Raw genomic sequence first — 17,910 nt, forward strand, 5'->3', positions numbered from 1 at the left:
CGATTCTTCAGGATATCGACTAAATCTTGTTTTAAGCATTAAAATACTTGCTATTCCAAATCTGTGGGTTGAAGTTCTTGCCTAAAGCAAAGCCATAAAAAATGACCACCGAAGCCAAACACTTGAACATAAAGAAGAAAATAATCCAGAATTGGGCGTTCGAATTGGTTCTTGAAAACAATCCATCGGGTACAAGAAGGGTGACCAAATAGCTGACTACAAAAACCACCGAAGTCAAATTGATGATGTTCTTGAAGGGCCACATCAGTACTTTACGCAAGGGATGAAGATCATTGCCCCATTTGTGGATCAAATAGAAATACCCATTACCGATAGGAGCGAAGAGCAGCGGGTCATCCTTATCCTTGAGTTTAAAGAGTTTGGAGGGCGCTATGATCTTAAACCCCGAAAGCTCTATTTGATGTTGCTTCTCTAAGGAAGCGATTTTTTGGAACGCCTCTGGGGGTATATCACCCTTAAAGTATTTGGAATCCAAAAACCGGAGTCGGTAGTCGATACAGATCTTTTTGATTTGTGAAATATGATAGATTTTATCCGTTTCCAGCAAATCGAAGTCAAAACCGTTTTTAACGTCTCCCGTACCTCCACTGATATTATTTTCGATACGCACCTGATTTTCATGGTGTTCCTGAAGAATCCGGTGGACTTCCTCTATAATTTCCTCGGGTTGGGAAAACCGTTCTTTATGTCTGAGTAATTTGTCTTCGATGTTCGTTTTCTGAAAAAACATAGTCTTCTTTTTTTAGCAATTACTCAAATTTAGGCAATTCAGGCGCTCGTGGGTTTTTTGTTTAACTTTTGAAAAAGTTAATATTTTGTTAATTTCTATGAATGACCTATTTTCTTAACAAGAGAAAGCGTCCTATTGCCGTATCTTGCCGATATATCGCTACCGTTCATCGATATTTGCCCTATTTTATGAATCCCAATCTGAGAAGCTATGCACTATAAGGCAGTTCCCTTGTCCCTAATGTTACTTTTATGTACGTCTTTGTCCTTCGCTCAATCGCCCATCCAATCTTCAGAAAGTATGCCATCGCTCATGCGCATGGATCCTGAAAAGTCTATTCTGAAAAACACCGAAAGTTCGAAAAACCATCAGATGCTTTTGGCGGTTATGCGAGCCAGTGATTTGGAGGAAATCTTGGGCCAATCTGGTCCGTTTACCGTATTCGCGCCATCGGATACGGCCTTTGAAAAGTTGTCCAAAGCCAAAATCGACGAACTGTTATTGCCCGAAAACAAAAAGGAATTGCAGTCCCTCATGCGCTATCATATCATTGCCGGAAATTTTTCCGCGTCCAAGATTTTGAAAGCAATGTGCCGAGGGGCGGGCAAAGCGAGCTTCACCACGGTTCAAGGAGATGAGATTACGGCTTCGATGCAGGGGCTCGATATCATCTTGACCGATAATCTCGGGAACACGGCTAGAATAACCACTGCCGACTACAACCAATGCAATGGCGTGATTCACGAGATAGATAGCGTTATTCGCCCAAGTAAGATTTAACGCGATACTACCTTTATATACTGTAACAATGGCTTGCCATGCGTCGGGGAAACGGCAAAGCGATGATAAATGTAGGTTCCTTCGAATGCCCCCGAAGCTTCATTACTAACGCAATTCGGCCCCTAATTCGGTTTCGTACTTGTGCTGTAGTTTTCCCATGATCTTATCGATTTGCTTGTCGGTCAAAGTGCTTTGCTTGTTTTGCAGGGTAAAGCTCACGGCGTACGACTTCTTACCTTTCGGTAGCTTACTGCCCGTGTAGACGTCAAAGAGGTTGACATCCGTAAGCATTTTTTGCTCGGTTTGAAAGGCGATATCATGTACCGCCTTAAAGGTAACGGTATCATCGAGCAAAAGGGCAAAATCCCTTTTGACCTCGGGGTATTTCGATATACTCGAGAAAACGATATCTTCTTTTGAGACCAGTGCCAACACATTGTCCCAATTGAAATCGGCATACAAGACCTCTTGTTTGATGTCAAAATGCTTCGTTATTCCTTTTTGCACCAGCCCGAGTACGGCCAATTCTTTTTTCCGCGATGTCAAGGAAATGCCTTCCGAGAAATCGGACTTGCCTAGAGGATTCATCTTGATATCGTCGATACCCAAGCGAAGAAGTACATTTTCCACAACGGTCTTCAAGTAGAAAAAATCGCTTTTTCGATCGGCCTGTCTCCAACTGCTCTCTTGTCGATTACCGGTCAGAAAGAGGCTTAAATGCTTTTGTTCCTCCCTTTTGGAAGTAAACTGATGGTAGGTTTTTCCGAATTCGAAAAGCTTCAGATGTTGATTTTTTCGATTGCTATTGTAGGCAATGGCTTCCAGACCCGAAAACAGCATACTCTGCCTTAAAATGGCGAGGTCGTTGCTCAGTGGGTTCAACATCGTAACGGCCTGTTCTTCCGTATGGCTATCCGTGAGTTGGGTATGGTCCGGTGAGGTCAGGCTATTGGCCATAATCTCGAAAAAACCTTGTGCCGCCAATTGGTCCCCGATGATCTGCTGCAACTTATGATCTTCAAATTTCGAGGTAGGTGCAATAGAGGCGGTCAGTTTTTCCGAAATCGCAATATTGTTGTATCCGAAAACCCGTAATATCTCTTCGATGACATCGACGTCACGTAGCACATCTACCCGATAAGGAGGTACCATAAGTCCCATACCTGATTCGGTAACGTTCATCACCTTGATTTCCAACGAGCTCAGGATGTCCTTGATTTTGTCCCTGGGAATTTCCTGTCCCAACAGGCTGTCGATTTTATCAAAGCTTAAAAAAACCTCTTGTGGCTTGACCTTATTCGGATAGAGGTCGACTACTTCAGAGGTGATATCGCCCCCGGCGATTTCCTTGATCAGAATGGCCGCACGTCGAAGGGCCAACTCCACATTCTCGATATCGATACCCCGTTCAAATCGAAACGAGGCATCGGTATTCAAACCATGTCTTTTCGCCGATTTCCGTATGGAAACGGGATTGAAATACGCACTTTCCAAAAATATGGCGGTGGTTTCTTCGGTCACTCCGGAATACTCACCTCCAAAAACACCGGCGATACACATCGGTTTTTCGGCATCACAGATCATCAGGTCTTCTTCGTGTAATTCGCGCTCGACACCGTCAAGCGTCTTGAACTTCGTACCCTTGGGTAGGGTTTTGACAACGATTTTATTCCCTTTTATTTTAGTGGCATCAAAGGCGTGCAGCGGCTGCCCCAGTTCATGCAACACATAATTAGTGGCATCTACCAGATTGTTCTTTGGTGTCAGACCGATGGCCTTTAACCTATTTTTCAGCCAATCAGGTGAGGGTTCTACGATGAGGTTGCTCAAGGTAATACCACAGTACCGTGGGGCCAAGGCGTTGTCTACGACATCCACATCTATTTTTAGCGATCGATCGGTGATTTTGAAATTGGTGAGGGGAGGGGTAATCAGCTCCTTTTCGATTTCCCGCTGTCGCAATCCGGCCCGCAGATCACGGGCGACCCCATAATGGCTCATGGCATCCGAGCGATTCGGCGTGAGTCCGATTTCAAAAATGATATCGTTTTCCACCTCAAAGACTTCCGAACAGGGTGTGCCTACTTTAAGGGCGTCATCCAATATCATAATACCGTCATGACCTTCACCCAGACCTAATTCGTCTTCGGCGCAGATCATTCCATGACTTTCCTCACCCCTGATTTTTCCCTTTTTAATAGTCCAGGCTTCTCCTTCTGCCGTGTAGAGCGTGGTGCCGATCGTGGCTACAGGTACTTTTTGCCCTGCATCGACATTGGGTGCACCACAAACGATTTGAACAGGAGCCCCATTCCCAATAGCGACGGTGGTCAACTTCAGCCGATCGGCATTCGGGTGTTGTACACAGGTCAGTACTTCACCGACAACCACTCCTTTGAGTCCACCCTGTACCGACTCAAATTGGCTAATTACCTCAACTTCAAGACCTAAGTCCGTTAAGAGCTCAGCAGTTTGTTCTGCCTCCCAATCTAATTTCAAGAATTGCTTCAGCCAATTGTATGATATCTGCATTGCGTGTTTTTAAAGCCGATAAAGATAAAACAATGCTTTTACACATTCAACCACATCAGAATTGAATTCTTTTAATTTTTTAATGTAGGTTTTTTATCGTTATTTCGACCAGTACTTAAAAATAGGTTATGAAAAGACTTGTAGTGGTGTTGCTTGTAGTGTTTGTGGTGATTTCTTGTAAGGAGGACCGCCAAGTATCGCTATCTGAAGGCATATGGTTGGCAGAATTGACCGTGATGGACAATGAAATACTTCCGTTCAATTTTCAATTGGGTAAAAACGAAGAAGGGAATGCCTATGAAATTGAAATCTACAATGCGGAAGAGGAAATCTTTGTGGATGAAATACGTATTGAGAACGATTCGATACGCATCAATTTCCCTGTATATGAGGGCTATATTGCCGGTACTTTCACTGAAAACAACATTGAGGGCCAATTCATAAAAGAGAGTTTAGATCGTGTTGTTCCTTTTAAAGCGACTTTTGGCAATGAGGAGCGTTTTCGAAATAGTAAACCCTCCACAAAAGAGGTGAGCGGAATTTGGGAAACCGTATTCGAAAAGGGAACCCCCGATGAATATAGTGCCAAGGGTATTTTTATGCAAACTGGGGATGTGGTCAATGGAACTTTCAGAACAACTACCGGAGATTACAGGTATTTAGAGGGAGTGATGAGCGGAGATTCTCTAAAGGTTTCGGCTTTTGATGGAGCCCATGCCTTTGTTTTTACGGCCAAGGTAACGGACAGTACCATGAACGGTGCGTTCTACTCGGGTAACCATTCCAAAGAGCGCTTCGAGGCCAAACGCAATGAGCTGTATGAATTGCCAAGTGCCGATTCGCTGACCTTCTTAAAGGAAGGGTACGATGAACTCGCTTTTTCCTTTCCCGATGCGAACGGAAATAAGGTTTCCTTAGCGGATGATCGCTTTGCGAATAAAGTGGTGCTAGTACAGATTATGGGAAGCTGGTGCCCCAATTGCCTCGACGAGAGTAAATTTTATGTAGAGTATCTGAAAAGGAACCCTGATCTTGATTTGGAAGTAGTGGCCCTGGCTTTTGAGTATGCCAAAACAGAGGCGGGAGCTTTCAAGAGCATTGCACGATTGAAGAATCGAATCGGAATCGATTACCCCATTCTATTGGCGCAATACGGTTCATCCGATAAGGCGTTGGCCCAAGAAAAGCTACCGATGTTGAACCACGTACTCTCGTATCCCACCACTATTTTTATAGATAAAAAAGGCAACGTCAGGAAAATTCACACAGGCTTTAACGGTCCCGCTACAGGTGCGAAATTCACGGAATTTCAAAAGGAATTCGATGCATTCGTAAAGGAGTTGATCGAGGAGGAGGAAGCTAAATAATCGTCGATTTGCCCAAGTCGATATTTTCATCGTTTAGATTCAGGTCTTCATCGGAATAAGTGATGTTCTCCGAAATAAAATCACCGACATAATCAGTGCCGTATTTACTGCTTCCGAGAATGTCTTTGGTAATCACATTTTTACGGAAGGATTTGTTGACCGCTTTGACCACGGCATCGGCTTCCTCGTTCAATCCAAAGTGTTGCAATAGCATGGCAGTGCTGAGAATGGAAGCTACCGGATTAGCGATGTTTTTTCCTTTCGCTTGCGGGTACGAACCGTGAAAGGGTTCGAACATGGCATTTTCATTTCCGACGGATGCGGAAGGTAACAGCCCGATAGATCCTATAATCACACTCCCTTGGTCAGAGAGGATATCCCCGAACATATTATCGGTCAAAATGACATCGAACTGTTTCGGGTTCATCATCATTTGCACGACGGCATTATCGATAAAAAGGCATTCCAATTTTACTTCCGGATAACTGCCACTGATTTCGGTAACCACCTTTCGCCACAATCGGGAGGTTTCCAAGACGTTCGCCTTGTCGACCAGCGTCAGCTTACGTCTTCTTCTTTTAGCGGCCTTAAAGGCCATGTGGGCGATACGGGAAATTTCACCTTCAAAATATTCGCAGAGATCGGAAGCCATGGTACCATCGGCGCTCAATGTCTTTTTGCCAAAGTAGATACCCCCGGTCAACTCACGATAAATGACCAGGTCGGTTCCTGAAATAACCTTTTTGGGTAAGAGGGAGTTTCCGACCAGGGAGGAAAATACTTTTACCGGCCTAATATTCGCGAAAAGCCCGAGTTCCTTTCGCAGTTTCAAGAGCCCTTGCTCCGGTCGTACAACAGCTTCAGGATTATAATCATATTCCAATGCTCCTATGGCCCCGAATAGAATGGCATCTGAGGCTTTGCAGCGTTTCAGGGTGTCTTCAGGAAGCGGGTCGCCCGTATTTGAAATGGCAACCGCACCTACAGGGGCTTCCTCATATGAAAATTGATGATTAAAGGTTTCTTCAACTGCTTTTAAGCACTTTACGGATTGCGCCAGTACCTCTGGCCCAATGCCATCACCCCCTAAGAGGGCGATCTTCAATTTCATGGGGCAGATACTTTTGGTATCGCCACATCGGTCGCGGCGATGATTTCATGAATGTCGTCATCAAGAATCTCTTTTTTCTGATCGGCAAACTTTAGAAATTCTTGATATACCGTGTCCAATTGGGTTTTGGTGAGTTCATATCCCACAATTTTTGCACGGTAGGCCAGTGCCGCACGTCCGCTACGGGCCGTAAGCACAATAGATGATTCATTGACCCCAACTTCCGCGGGATCGATGATTTCATAGGTTTCGCGGTTTTTGATGACACCGTCTTGGTGTATTCCTGAGCTATGGGCAAAGGCATTGGCACCCACAATGGCTTTATTGGGTTGCACGATCATCCCCATTTTTTGGGAGACCATTTGACTGGTATCGTACAGTAGTTTACTATTGATCCGGGTATCAAGACCTAGGCTTGGGTGTTGGCGCAGGATCATCACTACTTCTTCCAAAGAAGTGTTGCCGGCACGTTCTCCGATGCCATTGATCGTGCATTCTATCTGACGCGCGCCATTGGCTACACCGGCAATGGAATTCGCGGTCGCGAGACCCAAATCATTATGGCAATGACAAGAAAGAATCGCTTTATGTATGCCTTTTACGTTCTCCTTCAAGTACTTCATTTTTGCACCGTACTCCTCTGGGAGACAATATCCGGTAGTGTCGGGTATATTCAACACGGTCGCTCCGGCCTTAATGACCGCTTCGCAGACCCTTGCCAAAAATTCGTTATCGGTTCTACCGGCATCTTCCGCATAGAATTCAACGTCTTCTACAAACGTTTTTGCATAGCTTACCGCCGCCACGGCACGCTCGATAATCGCATCCTTATTCGAATTGAATTTATATTTGATATGCGAATCGGAGGTTCCTATTCCGGTATGGATTCTAGGTATTCTTGCTGGTTTTAGGGCTTCGGCAGCAACCTCAATATCCTTCTTGACCGCCCGGGTCAAACCGCAAACCGTCGCATTTTTGACCAATTTCGCTATTTCGTTGACCGAACTGAAATCTCCAGGGCTCGAAATCGGAAATCCTGCTTCAATGATATCCACCCCTAAATTATCCAGTCGCTCCGCGATGACCAATTTTTGATCAGCATCCAATTTACAACCGGGTACCTGTTCTCCGTCTCTTAACGTGGTATCAAAAATTTGTACTATATCTTTGCTCATTATATTTGTGTAGATTTATCCACCCTTACGAATATATGACCAATAGCGGAAATCTCCTAAAAAAGCGATTATGTTTTACAACGGGCAATTACTTTTAGGGATATTCAACAATCTGATAAACAAAACGTTAAACCCTTTTTTTTACGATGACAAATGTGCATAAAGATGCATTGTTCGTGCTGGTAAAGTCGCTTTCAAAGTCTGAAAAACGACAGTTTAAACTCTATGTCGGGCGGCTAGGTGTAAATACCGATGCCAAATTCATTGCGCTCTTTAATTTGATGGATAAAATGAAGGCCTATAACGAAAAGACCATTTTGGACAATGGTATCGTGACCAAGTCGCAACTCTCCAATTTAAAGGCCCATTTGTACAAACAGATTCTCATCAGCCTGAGGTTGAACCCTGTCAACCAGAACATTCGGGTACAAATTCGCGAGCAACTCGATTTTGCCACTATTCTCTATCAGAAGGGATTGTATAAGCAGAGTTTGAAACTATTGGACAAAGCCAAGAATATCGCTATTGAAAACGAGGAAAAAAACGTGGCCTACGAGATCGTAGAGTTTGAAAAGATTATCGAAACACAATACATCACCCGGAGTATTCCAGATCGGGCAGACGAGTTGGCGATTCAAGCAAAAGAACTATCTGCGCATAACGTGATGACCAGTAAACTTTCGAATCTTTCCTTACAGTTGTACGGGTGGATGTTAAAGGTAGGGTATGCACGAAGCGACGACGATATCATGCGCATCGAGAAATACTTCAAAAAACAACTTCCGAAGTACGATATCGATGATTTGGGCTTTCGAGAGAAACTTTGGCTCTACAAGGCCCATTTATGGTACAGTTTTTTGATACAAGACTTTCTGTCGTGCTATAAATATGCGAGTAAATGGGTGGATTTGTTTTACGAGAACAAAGAGATGATCAATCTGAACCCGGTCTTCTTTTTAAAGGGAAACCATTATTTATTGGAGTCCTTGTTTTTTGTGAAATATAGCTCTCAGTTCAGGCAAACCCTTGATAAAATGGAAGCGATGGTGGAGAGCAAGGAGTTTCCTAAAAATGACAATATCAGTTCGCTGGCCTTCCTATATATCAATTCGAACAAATTGAACCTCCACTTTTTGGAAGGTACGTTCAAAAAAGGCCTGTATTTGGTAAAAATTATCGAGTACGGCATCAATAAACACAAAGACCGCATTGACGAGCATCATATCATGCTGCTCTACTACAAGATCGCTTGTTTATACTTCGGCATGGGAGACAACAAAACCTGTATCCAATACCTGAAAAAAATCATCAACAACAAGAATTTGAAGATGCGTGAAGACCTCATGTGCTTTGCTCGAGTTTTAAGCCTAGTTGCTCATTATGAGGCAGGTATGGATTATCATTTGGAAGTTCAATTGAAGAGCACCTACAAATTTCTGTTGAAAATGAACGACCTGCACGCCGTCCAGAAAGAAATGATCAAGTTCTTGCGTAATCTAGGCAGTATTTATCCACATGAACTGCGCAGCGCGTTTCAACAGCTTCATACCGAATTGAAAAAATACGAGGACCATCCGTATGAGAAAAGGGCTTTTCTGTATTTGGATATCATTTCTTGGCTCGAAAGTCACTTGGAGGACAAACCCGTAGCTGAGATCATTCAAGAAAAGGCGAAGGTATTGACCCGTTAGGAGGAGGGCATTGAAGCGACCGGGCCGACATATCGTCTATCTTTCCGAAATCAATCTGGCAATGCTTTTTATAAGCACTTCGGGTGCCTTGGGACGCTATATCGATCTGCCGGTACACATCACTATTGACGCTAGGGCGCTTCTGGCCTTTTTTGCGCTATGGCTGTATTGCAAGTATCGCAAGATCGTACTGCGCATCGCGCCTTCCGACCGATTTCTCGTGTTATTTAGTGGGGTGCTTATGGGTCTTCATTGGATGACCTATTTTTATGCGCTGCAGTTGTCGAATGTGGCTATTGGTATGTTGTCTTTGTTCACTTATCCGATGTTTACCGCATTTCTGGAGCCCTTGATCTTGAAAACGAAATTTCAACGGATTCACTTGGCACTAGGGGCCTTGGTCTTACTTGGTATTTACTTTCTAGTTCCCGATTTTGATATAAAGAATGAGTATACAATGGCCGTGGGCTTGGGAATGTTGTCGGCTTTGTTCTATGCACTGCGTAATATTGTGATGAAAAGGAAGGTTTCCGCCTATAATGGCTCTATGCTGATGTGCTACCAATCTGCTGTGGTAGGTTTGGTACTATTGCCGGGGCTCTTCTTTTTTGATTTGACTACAATGACCGACCAATGGCCGGCTATCGTAACTTTGGCGGTTTTGACCACTGCGGTAGGACATACCCTGTTCTTACGTAGTTTTAAAAACTTCAGTATCACCACAGCCAGCATTATCAGTAGTGTGCAACCGGTCTACGGCATTCTTATAGGCGCTTTGTTTCTCAACGAGATACCCGCGTTATCAACGGTCATAGGAGGATTACTGATTTTGAGCGCAGTAGTAGCGGAGAGCCTTTTGTCGTATAGAAGGGCGGGTCAGGTTTAATTCTTATCCTCCATCTGATCAATAGGTCTGAGATTCTTCATGCTGTATTGATCGATAAGACCTTCACCTATTTTTTGAAAATCCTCGTTCTGTGCCATTTGACGCACTTTCTCAGGGTCGAAATCACCATTGAAATAGAGGAAAGAACCGTTGACATTATTGTTGTTGTAAATCAAGATTTCCTTCACCGCATTTTTCTTTTCGCGTACCGAGATGACATTTCGTCTTAGATCATCGTTTTTACGGTACACCTCGATAAATGAATTTCCCGTAATGGTGTTCATTTGGTTGTTTAGAAACTGGGTACGGGCCGGGGTTGCACTTGGAAACTGCATATAGCGTAGGTCTTTGGTGTTTCCGATTAAGGACTTGATCTCCGGGGAAATATTTCCTATAAGGGAAAGCATAAACTGGGGTACTCGTACCGCGGTTACCTGATCATCGTTCTTATGGGCGTTGTAAAACGAATCGATCGAATTATAACTGCCGCAGGAAACAACGAATACTAAGCTCACTATAAAAAAGGTTCTCTTCAACATGGTTTTGTGTTTTAAGGTGTTACATATAATTAATTTAACAACAAGCGTTCCAAAGCGGATCTTGTGGTAGGGGTGCGGTCAGGGTCAGGGTCTCTTTCTTCACCGGATGTATGAAGGAGAGGCGTCGTGCATGAAGGTGAATGCTACCATTTTTGTTGCTGCGGTCAAACCCGTATTTCAGATCTCCTTTGATCGGGCAACCGATGGCTGACAACTGCGCACGTATTTGGTGATGGCGCCCTGTTTTTAAATTGATTTCGAGTAGATAAAAGGTGTCCAACTTTTGAATGAGCCGATAGTCAAGTATCGCTTTTTTACTGTCGATAACTTCCTTTGGATGGGCATAGGATTTGTTTTGCTTTGTGTTTCGTTTCATCCAATGCGTCAAGGTATCCTCTTTTTGTGGCGGTGCATTTTTCACTAGGGCCCAATAGGTTTTCCGGGCTTGTTTTTCGGCGAACAATTTATTCAATCGGGGCAGGGCCTTTGAGGTTTTCGCGAAAACAACAATACCGGAAGTAGGGCGATCTAGCCGGTGTGTCACGCCCAAAAATACATTTCCTGGCTTATTGTATTTCTTTTTAAGGTAACGCTTCACCCATTCGCTGAGCGGCACATCACCGGTCTTATCGCCTTGAACGATATCTCCCGGTCTTTTATTGATTGCGATGAGGTGATTGTCTTCGTAGAGTACTTGAAGGTTTTCCGAATTAGATTGTTGTGCCATAGTACTATCGAATAATCTAAAGTTCTAAGAATCTTGTTATCCAATTCACATTTCAAATTTTCGGTTGGAAAGACTCAAAATTAGAATTAGAAGCACTCCCATAGTAACGGAAACATCCGCCATATTGAAAATTCCTGTTCTAACGAATCCCAAATCAATATGGAAAAAGTCGGTGACCTGTCCATGGGCGATTCGGTCGATCAGGTTACCGATGCCCCCGCCGATGACACAGGCGAACGCAAAAACCAATGCGCTGTCCATCTTGGGTTTTTGAAGAATCCTGAATAGAAGGATCAAAAGTACAACAATGGGTAATCCTTGTAAGAGAACCATCTTGAGTGTAGGGGAGAGGTCGGAACCCAAACCCATCATGGCGCCTTTATTTTCGACCTTGGTAAGGATGAAATTATCGCTGATGAGCGAAATGTGTTCTTGGTATTCGACGGTTTTGCGAACGATATTTTTAGATATCTGGTCACAACCGATATTGAGCAGCACCAAAACCAGAATGAATACTTTTTTGAACATTTCAAGAGGTTTTCAAGACCGAACCGGGGTTATCCAAAAGGGACACTACCAAAGTTAATATTGTTCTTCATCGCTGGGAAAATCCCTAGCTTTCACATCATTTACATATTGGGAGATCGCGTTACCCATGTCTTCGTACAGGTTCATATACCGTCTTAAGAACCTCGGATTGAACTCGTGCGTCATTCCGAGCAGGTCATGAATGACCAAGACTTGACCGTCTGCATGCTTGCCTCCTCCGATACCCACGGTAGGTATGGAAATACTATCGGAAACTTCTTTGGTCAGTGCTGCGGGAATTTTTTCCAAAACGATTCCGAAACACCCCAATCTTTCCAAGAGTTTGGCATCTTCCATCAATTTGGCCGCTTCTGCTTCCTCTTTGGCCCGTACCGTGTAGGTGCCGAACTTATAAATAGATTGTGGAGTGAGTCCCAGATGCCCCATGACAGGTATTCCAGCAGCAAGAATCCGCTTTACCGATTCCTTGATTTCCGCTCCCCCTTCTACCTTTACGGCATGCGCACCACTTTCTTTCATGATTCGAATGGCGGAACGCAAGGCTTCTTTTGGGTCACTTTGATAGCTTCCAAAAGGAATATCCACTACAATCAATGCCCGTTGCACGGCACGCACGACCGAGGAAGCATGATAGATCATCTGATCCAAGGTAATGGGCAGGGTAGTTTCATGGCCGGCCATTACATTACTTGCCGAATCACCGACAAGAATGACATCTACTTGCGCTGCATCCACAATTTTCGCCATGGAGTAGTCGTAGGCGGTCAGCATGGAGATTTTCTCTCCGTTCTTTTTCATTTCTACGAGTGATTTGACCGTTACGCGTTTGTACTCTTTTTTGGCAGTAGACATTGATTTTTATTTTGATTCGCTAAAAATAAGGAGTTTTATTGGAATCTGGTTCGGAAGCATGCCGCAGATTCGCCATGAAGGTTTTAACGATCAACAATCGCTCAAGAACACCCCTACGGCAAGCCCTCCTTGCGAGGTTTCTTTATATTTCGAGTTCATATCCTTGGCCGTTTCCCACATGGTCTGAACGACTTTGTCTAATGGAACTTTTGCATCCTTAGGGTCTGAATGCAAGGCCAATTCCGCCGCATTGATCGCCTTAATGGCGCCCATGGAATTGCGCTCGATACAGGGAATCTGCACCAGTCCCCCAATAGGGTCACAAGTGAGTCCGAGGTGATGTTCCATGGCAATTTCGGCCGCCATCAATACCTGCTCTGGCGTACCGCCCAACAACTCGGTAAGGGCACCGGCTGCCATCGCCGATGATACCCCAATTTCCGCTTGACAACCTCCCATGGCCGCTGAAATGGTAGCACCTTTCTTAAAAATACTGCCAATCTCTCCAGCGACCAATAAGAACTGCTTGATCTGTTTGAAATCGGCCTCGTGGTTCTCGATGACCATATAGTACATCAGTACTGCCGGAATGACCCCTGCGCTACCGTTTGTTGGTGCCGTAACCACTCTGCCCAAGGAGGCATTCACCTCATTGACGGAAAGGGCGAAGCAGCTTACCCATTTTAAGATTTGCCGAAATTTCACCTCGGTCCCGCGAATGGTCTGCAACCAGTTTTCCGGAGAATCGTACTTATCCGCCTTGGCCATAAGTTGCTTATGCATTTCAAAGGCACGTCTGCGTACTTGGAGTCCTCCAGGCAACTGCCCTTCGGTATGACAACCGATATACATGCATTCGAGCATGGTATGCCATACGTTTTGTAGTTGGCTATCGATTTCCCCATCATTACGCAACGCGCGTTCATTGATCAAAACCAGCTCTGAGATCATCTTTTTTTCCCTTTGGCAATACTCCAAAAGTTCATCACCTTTTTGAATGGGATAGGGAAATGTGTTGAAGGTGGCCCTTTTCTTTTTCGCGTTTTTACGTTCTTCGACCACTACAAAACCACCTCCGATCGAATAGTATTTCTTTGATTTTTTAGTACCGTTTTTAAGAAATGCCTCGAATTTAAGGCCATTGGCATGAAAGGGTAAAAATTTTTTATTGAAGCAGATGTCCTTTTGGTCATCGAACGGAAGGACCCGTTCACCGCCAAAAATCAATTTTTTCGTTTGTTGGATTTCCTTAACAATGGTATGGATATCGGCTACCGGCATCGTTACTGGATCGGCCCCTGAAAGTCCTAACATTAAGGCATAATCGGTCGCATGTCCTTTCCCGGTCAAAGACAACGACCCGTAGACCTGAATCTGGATTTTTTCTACGGATTCGAATCTATCTTCCGCTTTGAGTTCCGTAATCCAACGCTCGGCCGCGCGCCAAGGGCCAAGCGTATGTGAGCTCGACGGGCCAATACCGATTTTCAGCATATCGAAGATACTGATACACTCCATATTTGTATTCGATTGTATAGCGGGTAAAGGTAGTTTATTCTTAGAGTATTGCTATGGAAATTTTTCGAAAAGGGTTAGCTCAGGTATTGAGCTGAAAAGCCATTTTTTGACCCATTAAGGCCAATTCAGTGGCCAAAAAACAATGGTCTTGTGTCATGGCGGTCTCCGTGCGATGGACCACATCGCTCACCAATTGTTCTCCATAGGGCATGTGTACATTCTTGCAATCGAAGTATTTGGTTTCTTTCTGGTTTACTAAAAAAAGATGGTTGCCACCTTCACGACCAGCGATATCGACGTACTTCCGCATTTCAATATACCCTTCCGTTCCCAAAATAAAGGTTCTGCCATCGCCCCAGGTACCCAGTCCTTCAGGAGTAAACCAATCGATTCGAATATAACCGGTCGCATGTTTGCTACGTACGCTCATATCACCGAAATCACGATAATCGGGATAGTTCGGTATATTGAAGTTGGCGGTCTGCGCAAAACTGACCTCTGCTTCTTTCGAGTCGGTATAGTATAAAAACTGGTCACACTGATGCGAACCGATATCACAAAGTATGCCCCCGGCTTTTTCAGGTTCGAAAAACCATTCGGGACGACTTTCGGGGCGCATACGATGAGGCCCAAGGCCAATAAGTTGTACCACCTTACCAATGGCGCCAGCCTTGACCAGCTCCCCGGCTTTTACCGAAGCGGGATTGGCCAAACGTTCGCTATACGTAATGGAATAAATGCGCCCGGTCTCTTTCTGTACTTTCTTGACTTCATTGAATTGCTCAAAAGTCACAATTCCTGGTTTGTCGGCCATATAGTCTTTTCCCGCTTTCATCGCCCGTATACCGATTGGTGCTCGATCCACGGGTATCGCCGCACTAGCGATGAGTTGTATGTTATTGTCCTCGATGATTTCCACTTCACTTTTTGCAATCCGAACCTCGGGGTATCGTTTCGTAAACTGCTGCAACAGGTCGGGTTCTTTGGCATAGACTGCAACTAGGGTTCCCCCACCTTGGATCAATGAATTGACCATACCATAAATATGTCCGTGATTGATGCCGATGACCGAGAATCGAATGCTGTCTTTGGGTGCGGCACGCTTTTCTTTGGGCAATACTATAGGTTCAGTTAGTGTACCCTGTCCACCGAACAGTTCTAAAGGTAGTATGGAAGCTGCCGCAATACCTGCAGCGGAAGAAAGTCCTTTTGTCAAAAAATTACGTCTGTTCGATTCCATGCTGATTCCTTTAGTTTTTTGTAAAGTATGAAAATAAATCGATTTGTACCACTGTCGTTTCAGAGGTGTGCTAGGGCGACAAAATGACAACCTGTCAGTTTTATATCCTTGGCATATTGTTTGTCATTCCCTTAGCGATTCTTAAAAATAATACGCACTAATAAATACATATAGAATGAGTAAAATAATAGGAATAGATTTAGGTACAACGAACTCGTGCGTTTCCGTGATGGAAGGTAATGAGCCAGTCGTAATCCCTAATGCGGAAGGTAAGCGGACTACCCCTTCCGTAATCGCATTTGTTGAAGGTGGTGAAATAAAAGTGGGTGACCCGGCCAAAAGACAGGCGGTGACTAATCCACATAATACCATTTACTCGATCAAACGTTTTATGGGAAATAAGTTTTCGGAGTCTAAAAAAGAAGCCGACCGTGTACCCTATAAAGTAGTCAAAGGAGACAATGATACCCCTCGAGTAGATATTGATGGTCGACTATATACCCCCCAAGAGTTATCGGCAATGATTCTTCAGAAAATGAAGAAAACGGCCGAAGATTATCTAGGCCAAGATGTTTCAAGAGCGGTAATCACGGTACCGGCTTACTTTAATGATGCACAACGTCAGGCTACTAAAGAGGCTGGGGAAATCGCAGGTTTGACCGTTGAGCGAATTATCAATGAACCTACTGCTGCGTCATTGGCGTACGGTATGGACAAAAAGGATACGGACCAAAAAATCGTTGTCTTTGACTTTGGGGGAGGTACACATGATGTTTCTATCCTAGAGTTGGGTGATGGAGTTTTTGAAGTATTATCAACTGATGGTGATACGCACTTGGGAGGTGATGATGTCGATCAAAAAATAATCGATTGGTTGGCCGATGAATTCAAAAAAGACGAAAGTATCGACCTTAGAGACGATGCCATGGCTTTGCAACGCCTTCGTGAAGCGGCAGAAAAAGCAAAAATAGAGTTGTCTTCTTCCGCACAGACCGAAATTAATTTGCCTTATGTAACGGCTACTGCCACAGGCCCAAAGCACTTGGTGCGCACCTTGACCAGAGCTAAGTTCGAGCAATTGATCGAAGATTTGGTCAAAAGAACGATTGAGCCTTGCCAGACTGCGCTAAAAGCGGCAGGATTGTCAAAAAGTGATATTGATGAGATTATATTGGTAGGAGGGTCTACTCGTATACCGGCCGTTCAAGAGGCCGTGGAGAAGTTCTTTGGAAAAGCACCTTCAAAAGGGGTGAATCCTGATGAAGTAGTAGCCGTTGGTGCTGCGATACAAGGTGGAGTATTGACCGGAGATGTAAAGGATGTATTGTTACTAGATGTGACACCACTTTCTTTGGGTATCGAAACCATGGGCAATGTATTCACTAAACTGATCGATGCGAATACGACCATTCCAACAAAGAAATCGCAGATATTTTCAACGGCAGCCGATAATCAGCCCTCTGTAGAGATTCATGTACTACAAGGGGAGCGTCAAATGGCGGCTGACAATAAGACCATTGGGCGTTTCCATTTGGACGAAATTCCACCTGCACAGCGAGGAACACCTCAAATTGAGGTGACTTTCGATATCGATGCCAATGGAATCATCAAAGTTTCCGCTACGGATAAGGCGACAAACAAAACGCAGGATATCCGGATCGAGGCCTCCTCAGGACTAACCGAAGAGGAAATCGCCAAAATGAAAGCGGATGCCGAAGCGAATGCGGAATCGGATAAAAAAGCCCGAGAAACGGCTGATAAGTTGAACGAGGCCGACAGCATGATTTTCCAGACTGAAAAACAGTTAAAGGAATTCGGTGATAAACTTTCTGATGATAAGAAGAAACCTGTCGAAGATGCTTTGGAAGAACTAAAGAAAGCGTATGAGAGCAAAGATGTGGCCGTGGTGACTCCAGCTTTAGAGAAAATCAACGAGGCATGGAAATTGGCCTCGGAAGAGATGTACAAAGCACAGGCCGAAGCGCAAGGAAGTCCAGCTCCTGAGAGCGAGGCAACTGCCGATGCAGGTGCCGAAGGTGATAATGTTGAGGATGTTGATTTTGAAGAAGTCAAGTAATCCCATAGGTGGTGACCAAGGGTGACTTGAATAAAAGAAGTGACCAAGAATAGTTCAAAACCCGCAAGCCATGGCTTAGCGGGTTTTTCTTTATCGAGGCTTCTAAAATCGATCG

Annotated in this window: 15 protein-coding genes; 5 read left to right on the forward strand and 10 right to left on the reverse strand. The window is 44.4% G+C overall.

Annotated features, from left to right (window positions below; translation table 11 throughout):
* Positions 1–31: 31 nt before the first annotated feature.
* Positions 32–751: a hypothetical protein gene (locus ACKWCA_RS10855; protein ID WP_413978220.1), complete on the reverse strand. Its 720-nt coding sequence runs from the start codon at positions 749–751 to the stop codon at positions 32–34.
* 210 nt (positions 752–961) lie between these two features.
* On the opposite strand from ACKWCA_RS10855, the gene ACKWCA_RS10860 reads away from it, so the two are divergent.
* Entirely contained in the window at positions 962–1,531 is a 570-nt protein-coding gene (locus tag ACKWCA_RS10860; protein WP_413978221.1) for a fasciclin domain-containing protein, read from the forward strand.
* A 105-nt stretch (positions 1,532–1,636) separates the two neighbouring features.
* Here the strand turns inward: ACKWCA_RS10860 and pheT are convergent, their stop codons facing one another.
* Positions 1,637–4,063 carry a phenylalanine--tRNA ligase subunit beta gene (gene pheT / locus ACKWCA_RS10865; RefSeq protein WP_413978222.1) on the reverse strand — a complete coding sequence of 809 codons (2,427 nt, stop codon included), beginning with the start codon at positions 4,061–4,063 and terminating at the stop codon, positions 1,637–1,639.
* 128 nt (positions 4,064–4,191) lie between these two features.
* Here pheT and ACKWCA_RS10870 point away from each other — a divergent pair, with 128 nt between their 5' ends.
* Positions 4,192–5,430, forward strand: a complete 1,239-nt coding sequence (locus tag ACKWCA_RS10870) for a TlpA disulfide reductase family protein (protein ID WP_413978223.1) — start codon at positions 4,192–4,194, stop codon at positions 5,428–5,430.
* Here ACKWCA_RS10870 and leuB read toward each other — a convergent pair.
* Positions 5,423–6,541 carry a 3-isopropylmalate dehydrogenase gene (leuB, locus tag ACKWCA_RS10875; protein WP_413978224.1) on the reverse strand — a complete coding sequence of 373 codons (1,119 nt, stop codon included), beginning with the start codon at positions 6,539–6,541 and terminating at the stop codon, positions 5,423–5,425. The genes ACKWCA_RS10870 and leuB overlap by 8 nt on opposite strands.
* The gene (locus ACKWCA_RS10880; protein WP_413978225.1) at positions 6,538–7,716 is read right to left on the reverse strand and encodes a 2-isopropylmalate synthase; all 1,179 of its coding nucleotides are present in this window, start codon (positions 7,714–7,716) and stop codon (positions 6,538–6,540) included. Before ACKWCA_RS10880 ends, leuB begins: the two co-directional genes overlap by 4 nt.
* Before the next feature lie 146 nt (positions 7,717–7,862).
* On the opposite strand from ACKWCA_RS10880, the gene ACKWCA_RS10885 reads away from it, so the two are divergent.
* Positions 7,863–9,407, forward strand: a complete 1,545-nt coding sequence (locus ACKWCA_RS10885) for a hypothetical protein (RefSeq protein WP_413978226.1) — start codon at positions 7,863–7,865, stop codon at positions 9,405–9,407.
* Positions 9,408–9,468: 61 nt separating this feature from the next.
* A complete protein-coding gene (locus ACKWCA_RS10890) occupies positions 9,469–10,293 on the forward strand; it encodes a DMT family transporter (protein ID WP_413978227.1) in 825 nt (274 codons plus the stop codon).
* On the opposite strand, the gene ACKWCA_RS10895 is transcribed toward ACKWCA_RS10890, so the two are convergent.
* From ACKWCA_RS10895 to ACKWCA_RS10920, 6 genes are all read right to left on the reverse strand, one after another.
* Positions 10,290–10,832, reverse strand: coding sequence for a DUF4252 domain-containing protein (locus tag ACKWCA_RS10895; protein WP_413978228.1), 543 nt, complete (start codon positions 10,830–10,832; stop codon positions 10,290–10,292). The genes ACKWCA_RS10890 and ACKWCA_RS10895 overlap by 4 nt on opposite strands.
* A gap of 34 nt (positions 10,833–10,866) precedes the next feature.
* Positions 10,867–11,559 (reverse strand): RluA family pseudouridine synthase, encoded by a 693-nt coding sequence (locus tag ACKWCA_RS10900; RefSeq protein ID WP_413978229.1) that lies wholly within the window; start codon positions 11,557–11,559, stop codon positions 10,867–10,869.
* Between the two features lie 45 nt (positions 11,560–11,604).
* On the reverse strand, positions 11,605–12,087 hold the full coding sequence (gene lspA / locus ACKWCA_RS10905; RefSeq protein WP_413978230.1) for a signal peptidase II: 483 nt from the start codon (positions 12,085–12,087) through the stop codon (positions 11,605–11,607).
* 54 nt (positions 12,088–12,141) lie between these two features.
* Complete coding sequence (gene panB, locus ACKWCA_RS10910; protein WP_413978231.1) at positions 12,142–12,960, reverse strand: 3-methyl-2-oxobutanoate hydroxymethyltransferase; 819 nt, start codon at positions 12,958–12,960, stop codon at positions 12,142–12,144.
* 90 nt (positions 12,961–13,050) lie between these two features.
* Complete coding sequence (locus ACKWCA_RS10915; protein WP_413978232.1) at positions 13,051–14,478, reverse strand: L-serine ammonia-lyase; 1,428 nt, start codon at positions 14,476–14,478, stop codon at positions 13,051–13,053.
* A gap of 79 nt (positions 14,479–14,557) precedes the next feature.
* Complete coding sequence (locus ACKWCA_RS10920) at positions 14,558–15,718, reverse strand: Gfo/Idh/MocA family protein (RefSeq protein ID WP_413978233.1); 1,161 nt, start codon at positions 15,716–15,718, stop codon at positions 14,558–14,560.
* Positions 15,719–15,893: 175 nt separating this feature from the next.
* Between ACKWCA_RS10920 and dnaK the strand changes: the two genes are divergently transcribed.
* A complete protein-coding gene (gene dnaK, locus ACKWCA_RS10925; RefSeq protein ID WP_413978234.1) occupies positions 15,894–17,795 on the forward strand; it encodes a molecular chaperone DnaK in 1,902 nt (633 codons plus the stop codon).
* Positions 17,796–17,910: the final 115 nt, after the last annotated feature.

It is taken from the genome of Maribacter corallii (genome assembly GCF_047345415.1).
Lineage (GTDB): Bacteria > Bacteroidota > Bacteroidia > Flavobacteriales > Flavobacteriaceae > Maribacter_C.